Here is an 11,432-nt window from a genome sequence, read left to right on the forward strand (position 1 = left end):
TTACTTTGCATTGGGGTAAATAATGTTTTCAAAAATGCGTATTTTTAAGATATAATTTCGCAGTAACTGAAAAAATTAAGCCATAGATTTTATCTATTAAATTTTAATTTTTGATAAATCAATTATCGATAATTTTACTAGATACGATAAAAAACAACTTTTAAAACTAATATAATCATGAGTAGTACTAACGAAAAAGGCGAAGCTTGGGGTGTGAATGAGTCCTCAGCAGCAGATTGCCCATTTTTAAATGGTGAATTAAATCAAGCAGCAGGGGGTGGTACAACCAATAAAGATTGGTGGCCAAATATGTTGAACTTAAACATTCTAAGGTTGCATTCTAAAATGGCCGACCCAATGGATGATGATTTTAATTATGCGGAGGAATTTAAATCCTTGGATTTAGCCGCTATTAAAAAGGATTTGTCCGAATTAATGACTACAAGTCAAGATTGGTGGCCAGCAGATTATGGACATTATGGGCCATTCTTTATACGAATGGCTTGGCATAGTGCAGGTACCTATCGTATTGCTGACGGTAGAGGAGGTGCAGGTGCGGGAAACCAAAGATTTGCACCATTAAATAGTTGGCCAGATAATGCAAACCTAGATAAGGCTCGGCTATTATTATGGCCTATTAAGCAAAAATATGGGAAAAAGATTTCTTGGGCAGATTTAATGATATTGACAGGTAATGTTGCTCATGAAAGTATGGGCTTACCAATGTTCGGTTTTGGTGGAGGTCGTGAAGATATATGGCAACCTCAAGAAGATATTTACTGGGGTTCTGAAACGGAATGGTTAGGAAATAAACAGCGATATGACGAAGATGGAAACGAATTAGAAAATCCGCTTGGTGCTGCGCATATGGGATTGATTTATGTAAATCCAGAAGGACACAATGCAAACCCTGATCCTTTAGAAGCGGCACATTATATTAGACAGACATTCAAAAGAATGGCAATGGATGATTATGAAACCGTAGCCTTAATAGCTGGCGGTCATACGTTTGGAAAAACGCATGGTGCTGCAGACCCTGAGGAATATGTAGGTGTGGAACCTGCCGCTGCCGATATTACAGAACAAGGACTTGGATGGAAGAGTAGTTACGGTTCAGGTTTTGGTGCCGATACAATTACTAGTGGACTTGAGGGAGCATGGACTCAGACCCCAACCAAATGGAGTCATAAATATTTTGAAAACCTATTTGGTTTTGAATGGGAATTAACAAAAAGTCCCGCTGGAGCATGGCAATTTAAACCAATTGGTGATGCTGGTTCAGGAACAGTGCCAGATGCTCATATTGCAGGAAAAACGCACCAGCCATTTATGCTGGTTACTGATATGTCTTTACGAATGGACCCTGCTTATGAAAAAATTTCTAGAAATTTTTTAGAAAACCCAGATGAGTTCAAAGATGCATATGCGCGTGCTTGGTTTAAATTAACACACCGTGATATGGGACCTGTAGAACGTTATTTAGGACCAGAAGTACCACAAGAGGAATTAATATGGCAAGACCCTGTACCTACTGTGGATTTTGAACTTGTTAACGATAGTGATATTCAAGAATTAAAGAAGAGTATTTTATCTTCTGGCTTATCAACTTCAGAATTGGTTTCTGCTGCTTGGGCATCAGCCTCAACGTTTAGAGGTTCGGATAAACGAGGCGGCGCTAATGGTGGTCGCATTCGTTTAGCGCCTCAGAAAGACTGGAAGGTCAATAATCCAGCACAGTTGGCCAAGGTTATAGCAACATTAGAAAAAATTCAGAAAGATTTCAATGATAAGCAAACGGGCAATAAGAAAGTTTCTTTTGCAGATTTAATTGTATTGGGTGGGACTGCCGCAGTTGAAAATGCAGCTAAAGTTGCAGGGTATAATGTAAATGTTGGTTTTAATGCGGGTCGTACTGATGCAACCCAAGAAATGACAGATGTTGAAGCTTTTGATGCATTGGAGCCAATTGCTGATGGATTTAGAAACTTTACAAAACAAAAACTCTCAGTAAAAGCTGAAGAACTTCTAGTTGATAGAGCAAATCTTCTAACATTGACTGCACCAGAAATGACCGTCTTAGTTGGTGGCCTTCGTGTATTAGGAGCTAATTATGATGGATCTAAGAATGGTGTGTTTACCGATAAACCTGGTATGTTAACAAACGATTTTTTTGTTAATCTATTAGATATGGGAACTACTTGGAAAGCAACTTCTAATGATGACACTGTTTTTGAAGGAAGTAACCGGAAAACAGGTAGCGTTAATTGGACTGGCACACGAGCAGATTTAATATTTGGTTCTAACTCAGAATTAAGGGCACTGGCCGAAGTATATGGAACAGAAGACGCAAAACAAAAATTCGTTCGTGACTTTGCAAAAACTTGGACCAAAGTAATGAACCTGGATCGTTTTGATATTTAATTTATAAAGTAAACTTAACCCCTCAAAAAAAGCAGCTCTTTAGAGCTGCCTTTTTATTTTAGAAGGGTAGATTCACCGAGTTTTGCCTCGACTGTTAATTTTAAAGTTTGAAAACATATTCATTTAAAATGTCCCATGGGTATGTCCCTTGGGAAATTTATTTACTATAATTTGGAAAGGAGAATTATTAATCAATAGCTTGACCAAATGTTAATAAATTCTGGTCAGGATCCAATAAAGAAAATTCCTTTTGTCCCCAAGGCCGCATTCCTAATTTACCATTGGGATGAATTGGCACATTGCTATTTAATAACACTTGGTATAAAGCACTTATATCATTTGTTCTTATATATACTTGACTATAATTCTCTTTTGGATTTAGGGCTTCAAAAAGAAAGAAGTGTAATTGTATTTCATCTTTCTCTATCATTAAATATTCTGGATATTCATTAGTTCCATATTCTCTGAACCCTAAGAAATCGATATAATATTCCTTTGTTTTCGTTTTGTTTCGCATGGGTAATTTTGGATGTATTGAAACTAACATTACTATTATATGTTTTAAAAAGTTATAATTTAAAGATAGCCCTAATACTTCAATCATGAAGCTGAGTATGATAGTTAGAACTTTTGAATAGGATATTATAATTTAGTTTTAGTAGTTGCTATGTTATTATATAATCTTATTGATGTAACAATTACTGACTAAGTACTACTAATAACAAGAAGGTATTTAGTATCTTATCAGTATTAACTATAAACATAAAAAATTATGGGCTCATTTATTTTGATTCCGATAGCGTTTTTGGTGATTTTCACTATTCTATCGGGCGTATTTATTGTAAAACAGCAGACCGCAGTTTTAATTGAAACTTTTGGAAAATTTACCAGTGTGAGACAATCTGGTATACAATTTAAAATCCCTTTTGTACAACGCATATCAGCTCGAATCGGTTTAAAAATTCAGCAGTTGGATGTTATTATCGAAACAAAAACTCTTGATGATGTTTTTGTTAAGCTAAAAGTATCGGTGCAATATGTAGTGATTAAAGAAAAAGTGTATGATGCATATTATAAATTAGAATATCCGCACGAGCAAATTACTTCGTATGTATTTGATGTGGTTAGGGCTGAGGTGCCTAAAATGAAATTGGATGATGTTTTTGTTAAGAAAGATGATATTGCGATAGCCGTAAAATCTGAATTACAAGATGCTATGTTAGATTATGGCTTCGATATCATTAAGACATTGGTTACCGATATTGATCCAGATGCTCAGGTTAAAGAAGCTATGAATCGTATTAATGCATCTGAAAGACAAAAAACTGCTGCACAATTCGAAGGAGATGCCGCTCGTATTTTAATTGTGGAAAAAGCAAAGGCAGAAGCAGAAAGCAAGAGATTACAAGGGCAAGGTATCGCAGATCAGAGAAGAGAGATTGCTCGAGGATTAGAAGAATCTGTAGAAGTATTGAATAAAGTTGGTATAAATTCTCAGGAAGCTTCAGCTTTAATTGTAGTAACACAACATTATGATACTTTACAGAGTATTGGTGAGGCGACGAATACAAATTTAATACTATTACCAAATTCTCCCCAAGCAGGTAGTGATATGTTGAATAATATGGTTGCTAGCTTTACGGCCAGTAATATGATCGGTGAAAGTATGAAGAAGACCAACAAGCCAAAGTTCGAAAAATAGTTTTTATAAAAAACAGAAACAGAAATCAAAAAACCCAAAAACTTAATTGTTTTTGGGTTTTTTGATGGTTTTAAATCGTGAATAATTAAAACAAACACATTAGCTCTCATTTTTGTTTTTAACAGTCGAAAACATCTATTTAATAGAATTCCACCATTATAATTAAACAATCATACCAATAGGTCTATAAAATCAAAAAAGCCCTTAGAAAGCAATTCTAAGGGCTTTTTTACATCATGATTTTCAATTCTATATGGCTTATTCGATAAGCATTTCTTATGCCGTTATTTTTCTTGAATTTTGGCCCAAGAATCACGTAAACCCACGGTTCTATTAAATACAAGATTCTCTGGTGAAGTATCTGGATCAACACAGAAATATCCAATACGTTGAAATTGAAAACGTTCACCTGGCAGGGCATTTTTTAGTGCAGGCTCTACATATCCTGTAATTACACTCAAAGAATCTGGATTAATAAAATCTAGAAAATCCTTGTCTTTATGTGTATCTGGACTTTCATCTGTAAAAAGGCGGTCGTATAATCGAATTTCTGTTGGCACAGCATGTGCTATAGATACCCAATGTAATGTTCCTTTCACCTTTCGTAAACTTTCCTCAGTTCCGCTACCACTCCTACTTTTAGGGTCATAAGTACACTGCACCTCTGTAATATTCCCTTCGGTATCTTTTGTACAGCTCTCTGCTCTAATGATATAGCCATTCTTTAAACGAACTTCACCACCTAATTTTAAACGAAAGAACTTTTTATTCGCCTCTTCTTTAAAATCTTCTTGTTCAATATATATTTCTCTAGAAAAAGGTACTTGACGGGTTCCGGCAGCATTGTCTTCAGGTGAATTTTCAGCTTCTAACCATTCGGTTTTACCTTCGGGATAGTTGGTAATTACCAGTTTTAAAGGATTTAAAACACCCATTACTCTATGGGTTATTTTGTTTAAATGTTCTCTAATATTAAATTCAAGTAAAGAAACATCGATAAGATTATCTCGTTTGGCAATACCAATGGTATCTACAAAATTGCGAATAGACTCTGGCGTATAGCCTCTTCTGCGTAAACCTGATATGGTGGGCATTCTAGGATCATCCCATCCGGTAACAAATCCCTGTTCAACCAATTGTAACAATTTACGTTTGCTTACAACGGTATGACTAAGATTACGGCGCGCAAATTCTCTTTGTTTCGGACGAATTTTATTAGGGTCATAAACTTGGTCTAAAAACCAATCATACAATTCGCGATGCATTGCAAATTCTAAGGTACAGAATGAATGTGATACTTGCTCAATATAGTCACTCTCACCATGTGTCCAATCATACATCGGATAAATGCACCAATTGGTATTTGTGCGATGATGTGCCTTATGAAGAATACGGTACATGATTGGGTCTCTCATTAACATATTGGAAGAGGCCATATCTATCTTAGCTCTTAACACATGAGTTCCTTCTTGAAACTCCCCGTTTTTCATCTTTTTAAAAAGCTCAAGATTTTCTTCTATCGATCTATTTCTGTTTGGACTATTTACACCCGGTTCTGTAGGTGATCCTTTTTGGGATGCTATTTCTTCAGAAGATTGATCATCCACATAAGCTTTACCATCTTTAATTAATTGAACTGCCCAATCGTATAATTGTTGGAAATAATCTGACGCATACCGTTCGGTATCCCATTTATAACCCAGCCATTCCACATCTTTTTTGATGGCGTCTACAAACTCTTGCTCTTCTTTAGCAGGGTTGGTGTCATCGAATCTAAGATTTACTGGTGCATTATACCGCAGTCCTAGCCCGAAGTTTAAGCAAATAGAACTAGCATGGCCAATGTGCAAATATCCATTAGGTTCAGGTGGAAAACGAAAACGAAGATTTTCTTTGGTATACCCATTTACCAAGTCTTCTTCCACAATTTGCTCAATAAAATTTAAAGACTTTGGTGTCTCGCTCATGTCATGATATTTCAGTCTACAAAAGTAGCAAAAATGCCTTAATTTGCGAGTTTAAATTAAACACACCTTATATAAAATGAGTTTCACAACAGAAATCTTCCTTCCGACAACATTAAATTCCAGTTCATCGGTATAAATAACATATTTGTCTATGAATAGGTATATTAGTGAATTTTTTTATTAATGATCTTTTCAACCGTAGTGGCCCCATAACTACAAATACTTATGAAAACCTTGACCAAAAAATCAATTTTTAGCGCATTAACAGTGCTTTTCAGTGTCTTTCAATTATCGGCACAAGCAATAGTAATCAATGCACCTGAACCGGCTGACAATCCAAATTTGTCAGGAAGCACACCATGGTCCGCCATTTGTGCTGGTAATGGTGGATTTAATGAATACTTTGTTAACATCAGTTGGATAGGAACCGCAAATGTAGGTAACGAGTTTATTCTTGAACTTTCTGATGCCTATGGAAGTTTCGATAATGCGCAAACACTAAAGACAATTACTGATAAAAATACAGTAAAGGATTTTGATACAAGCTTTCCTATCCCGACCGATACTCGTGGTCAAGGATATAAAATGCGTGTGCGAAGTACTGATCCTGTAAAAACGGGTGCAGCTTCATCTGCTTATAATATGTATTACATGGATGTAACTTCTAATTTAAACATTAGTGAAATTGGTGATGGTGTTCCTCCCGGCAGTGTTTGTAGCACTGGTGCTATTACCCTTAAGGTTGATAATATAGCCAATCCTGAAACATATCAGTATATTTGGTTTCGAAGCGGAACTGAACTTACAGGAGAAAAAGGACATACATTGAATGTAACTCAAACCGGTATGTATAATGTGTATGTTGATTATGGCCCTTCATGTACTGGTTCGGGAAATACCGATTCAAATATTGTGGATGTTAATATCGGTGGCACAGGAACAGGAATTGCTATTAACACCCCAACGAAAACATCTCTTTGTAGTACCGATACAGAAGTATTGAGTATAGATCAAACAAATGCTTCTTGGAACTATCAGTGGTATAAGGATGGCAATGCAATTCTTGGCGCTACAGGAACTAGCTATACGGTTAATGCTGTAATTGCAGGATTTGAAGCTGATTATGCTGTTGAAATTGCTGGCACAGGAATATGCAATGAACTTTCTGAAGTGGTTACTATCACGAATGCAGAGTCCTACACCGTAACTGTTGATAATGAACTGAACATGGTTCTTTTGCCGACACAAAATCAAGTTTTGACAGTTAGTACAACTGCAAACACACCAAGTTATAAATGGTTTAGAAATTCTATCGAAGTAGCAGGAGAAACAAATAGCTCATTAATAATTTCTGAAGATGGAGAATATTATGCAGAAGTCACCCAAACAGGTGGTGCATGTTCTGTTTCGTCTAAAAATTCGGAGATTACTTCCGTTGTATCTCCCGCGTCATTCGAGATTACAATAAATTATACCGATTTGTATACTGCGTGTGAAACGACCAGTATTACAATGGGTGTGGAGTTAATTAATGCTGTTGCCGACAATGGTACTAAAACAGATGTTACTAGTTCTTTAATTGATGCTTTTACATATCAATGGCAAAGAGATGGTATAGATGTTACTGGAGCTACTAGTAAAAATATTAGTCTAGCCTCTAATTTAGAAAATGGCAATTACCATTTAAATGCAATTATTCAAACTTTTGATATAATATCAAATACACTTTCAGCTCAATTATTAACTAGTGAAACCTTAAATATTACAAGTTCTGGAATTGTTTTGTGTAGTGGAGGAGAAACAATAACAATTAGTACTTCAATCGATTTAAGCTCATCAAATTTTGATTGGCAATTAAATGGTTCGTCGATAAATACTACAGATGCTATATTGACAGTGTCAACCCCAGGCACCTATAAATTAATGTTAGACAGAGATGGTTGTTCTTTAAATTCAAATGAAATTACAATTACGCCTTTAGATGAAAATCTGATAACGCTAGACCCAGGTACTGAAATAGTAATTCCTCAAGGAACTACAAAAACAGTAACCGCGAACGGAGGTACTGCATATCGTTGGGTAGATGCTAATTCAACAGAAATAGGTAATTCTGATAGTGTATCTTTTTCTGAAGAAGGTACCTATACGTTAATTGCTTCTATAGATAATTGTGAGATTATTAAGCAATTGGAAGTGACCTTTTTAGACACGTTCAAAGTACCTAATGTAATTACCGTAAACGGAGATGGTATAAATGACCAATGGGTAATTCCAAATTCATATTCAAATAAAGAAGATGTAAACGTGATTATTTATAACGAACAAGGACAAGAAATTATAAATGAATTCGATTATAAAAATAATTGGCCACAGTCGACGACTGCTTTCACCAAACAAAATATGGTGTTCTATTATAAAATAAGGAACGCCAGTGAGGTACTCAAACAGGGTACTATCACCGTAATACGATAAGCTAAAGCTCACCATGCTAAAGAAAAGTGTTTTATATCTATTGTTATTTGTGTTTGCTACCATAAAGGTTAGCGGGCAAGAGGAGAATCCGTTCGTAGCGTATGATGTTCCTGCTCAGAACCTTTTAAAGTATAACCGATTTTTAATCAACCCAACATTTTCAACGGTTAGGGAAGATAAATCTTATATCAACTTGTTGCACCGAAACCAATCGGTACAATTTGATGATAATAATCAAAACTATTTCTTAAGTTATAGTGGTCGTATTAGTGACAGAACAGGTCTTGGGTTAAGTTTATATTCACAACAATCAGGTACGCTAAGTAATTTTGGTGTACTAGCAAATTATGCCTATGGTGTAAAGCTTAACGATAAAAGTAACCTAACCTTTGGCGCAAATGTATCTTATTATAATAGTGGGTTCGACCTAGGAAGAGCTTCAACGGTAGAAGAGGATCCTTTTTTGGCGGGACTACAAGATCAGAACTTATTATCTTTTCAACCTGGATTAAATCTTTCTTATGGAAAGTTTGACGTTGGTGTTTTTGCAGAAAACTTATTTGACTATAACCTTAAATCTAGTGAGTCTCTAACTGAATTCAAGGATAAAACCTTTTCAGGACATTTACAATATACCCATCAGTTTGAAAATCAAACAGGCATATTTGAGGAAGGACGACTGATGCCATTGGCAAGAGTTAGAAAAATTGGTGAAGAAGATGTAACCTTAGGAGGAAGTTTAATAGTAGACCTTCCAAAATTAGGTTGGATTCAAGCGGGGTATGATAGCTTTTATGGTGCTGCAGCTGGGGTAGGTTTCAACCTTAATCGTAGAATCTCTTTAGGGTATACCATTGAAAAGGGATTGTCTAATAATTTTGACAATTTCGGACTTACTCACGAAATCTCTTTTGCATATTCTTTCTCACCTAATCTTACTGAAGATAGGGTAATGTTAGAAGATGATTACGAAGATGATATAGTAGAGAATGATCTAGAACCAGAAAATATTGCAACTAACGAAGAAATTGAAGAGCTTAAACAAAAATTGGCAGAAAATGATGCCATTATAGAAGAGTTGATGTTTCGCCAAGATTCATTGGAGGCTACTCGCCAAACAGATTTAGAACGCCGTTTTGAAATGGTTATGCGAATGGTGAGAAATGAAACAAACGGTGATAGACCAGATTTAGAAAAAAGAGCGAAAGAGCTTTTTATGGATGATGACACTAGAACCGGAGTTGTATCGGCCCAAAACCCAAGCAATAGACAAGATCCTTCAACTTTAGACATTTTAAATAATGAGAGTCGACAAGATGGGGTAGCTGCATCAGATAATAGTAATAAAACTAAAGTTGAAAGACAAGAAGTAGCTGAGTCGAACACTATCCCAAATGATATGATCGACAAAAAGGCAAAAGAACTTGTACAACCAAAAGATGCGGTTGTGGCGAATAAACTAAGAAAAGAAGTTCATCCTGTTACTAAACCAGAAGTTGTTCAAGACGGGGTAAAAAGTAGAAAATTCAAAAACTTACCTAATGTTACTGATGGTTATTATGTAGTTGCCAATGTGTATAAAGGCGGTAAGTATATGGACAATTTCTTAACTACATTAAACAACAAAGGTATAAATGCAGATTACATTGATAATACAAATAACGGACTTAAATATGTATATCTTCAACGTTATGAAACCTTTAAGGATGCCGTAGCTGCCCATGATTCTAAGTTAAATGGCATGTACGATGGAGCAATGTGGATTATGAATGTAGATAATAAATATACCAATGAAGCTTACGCAAATAACGTAAATAAAATCAAGGAGAAATCTTCTAAATATGATTCTGATGTGCTAACCTCAAATGTGGTAGTGAAGGATAATGTTGCTTTTACTGATACCGACACTAAGTCTTATGTTATTGAAGGAGCAGGATCGGGTTATTACTTAATTGCTAATGTGTTCGCTAATCCGAAAAATGCCAAGAAATTTGTTGCCTTGTTAAACTCATTCGGTTTAAGTGCTAGTTACTTTATTAACCCAAAAAATAATTTAAGATACGTGTATCTTAAAAAGCACGACTCTTGGACCAACGCTCTTATATCGTATTATTCTAAGCTAAATGACGCTTATAATGACAAGATGTGGATAATGCGCGTGAATCAAGAACAGATGGCTTAGAAGGGTTTAAAAGCATCTAACGTAACACCAAACTATGTCGGTTTAAAATCTGTTATTAACGCAGAGGTTTTATAAAGTGGAAGGGAATTATTCTACACTTGCTTTTGAATAAAACGTATTTATCTATTATTTCCTTTTCTTTAAAGAAACCTACTGCTATGTTTCTATTTAAGATTTCTAAAACCCTCTTTCCCATATCTTCAATTACTTCATATTAATATTTAAGTGCTACTATTAAATAGTCCGCATGAAATGCCCTACTAAGGATTGATTTATTTTTGCAGGCCTTCATTATTCTGACACTTGATTAATATTCTAATTAAAATATTCCTACTAACAAGTCATATTCGAAATGGTTTGAGACTAGGGGATTATTTGCGGCCCTTAAGCTCCATATAAACGAAAACGACCATTAATGGTTATAAGATATTTAATTCGGCTTTATTGTGTTTTCATATCCCTTACTGAAGGTTCAGTATAAGCTGATTTTTAATCGAGATAGAAAGATAGGTAACGCCTGTTCTCTTTTGATGCCTCAAGCTTTAAAAGAAGGGCGGAGCCTAATATAATAAAACCTGCAGGGGGAGTTCTTAAAAGCGTTTTATTGGGTATAGTGAACCTAAGAGACGCCCGTTTTAGGATGAATTAAATTTGGAATATCACCTTTTCAAATAACCATCATAAACGC

The 11,432-nt window shown here is 35.3% G+C and carries 6 protein-coding genes; 4 read left to right on the plus strand and 2 right to left on the minus strand.

What is annotated here, in order from left to right; translation table 11 throughout:
* Positions 1-177 precede the first annotated feature (177 nt).
* Positions 178-2,421: a catalase/peroxidase HPI gene (katG, locus tag AACZ49_RS06325; protein ID WP_339652746.1), complete on the plus strand. Its 2,244-nt coding sequence runs from the start codon at positions 178-180 to the stop codon at positions 2,419-2,421.
* A 187-nt stretch (positions 2,422-2,608) separates the two neighbouring features.
* Here the strand turns inward: katG and AACZ49_RS06330 are convergent, their stop codons facing one another.
* On the minus strand, positions 2,609-2,968 hold the full coding sequence (locus tag AACZ49_RS06330; protein WP_339652747.1) for a VOC family protein: 360 nt from the start codon (positions 2,966-2,968) through the stop codon (positions 2,609-2,611).
* Between the two features lie 225 nt (positions 2,969-3,193).
* Between AACZ49_RS06330 and AACZ49_RS06335 the strand changes: the two genes are divergently transcribed.
* Entirely contained in the window at positions 3,194-4,123 is a 930-nt protein-coding gene (locus AACZ49_RS06335) for an SPFH domain-containing protein (RefSeq protein WP_339652748.1), read from the plus strand.
* Positions 4,124-4,407: 284 nt separating this feature from the next.
* On the opposite strand, the gene AACZ49_RS06340 is transcribed toward AACZ49_RS06335, so the two are convergent.
* A complete protein-coding gene (locus AACZ49_RS06340) occupies positions 4,408-6,090 on the minus strand; it encodes a glutamine--tRNA ligase/YqeY domain fusion protein (protein ID WP_339652749.1) in 1,683 nt (560 codons plus the stop codon).
* A gap of 225 nt (positions 6,091-6,315) precedes the next feature.
* Here AACZ49_RS06340 and AACZ49_RS06345 point away from each other — a divergent pair, with 225 nt between their 5' ends.
* Together AACZ49_RS06345 and AACZ49_RS06350 are read left to right on the plus strand one after the other, a co-directional pair.
* Positions 6,316-8,562: a gliding motility-associated C-terminal domain-containing protein gene (locus AACZ49_RS06345; RefSeq protein WP_339652750.1), complete on the plus strand. Its 2,247-nt coding sequence runs from the start codon at positions 6,316-6,318 to the stop codon at positions 8,560-8,562.
* Positions 8,563-8,575: 13 nt separating this feature from the next.
* A complete protein-coding gene (locus tag AACZ49_RS06350) occupies positions 8,576-10,744 on the plus strand; it encodes a type IX secretion system membrane protein PorP/SprF (protein WP_339652751.1) in 2,169 nt (722 codons plus the stop codon).
* The last annotated feature ends 688 nt before the right edge of the window (positions 10,745-11,432 follow it).

This window comes from uncultured Maribacter sp. (genome assembly GCF_963975365.1).
GTDB lineage: Bacteria > Bacteroidota > Bacteroidia > Flavobacteriales > Flavobacteriaceae > Maribacter.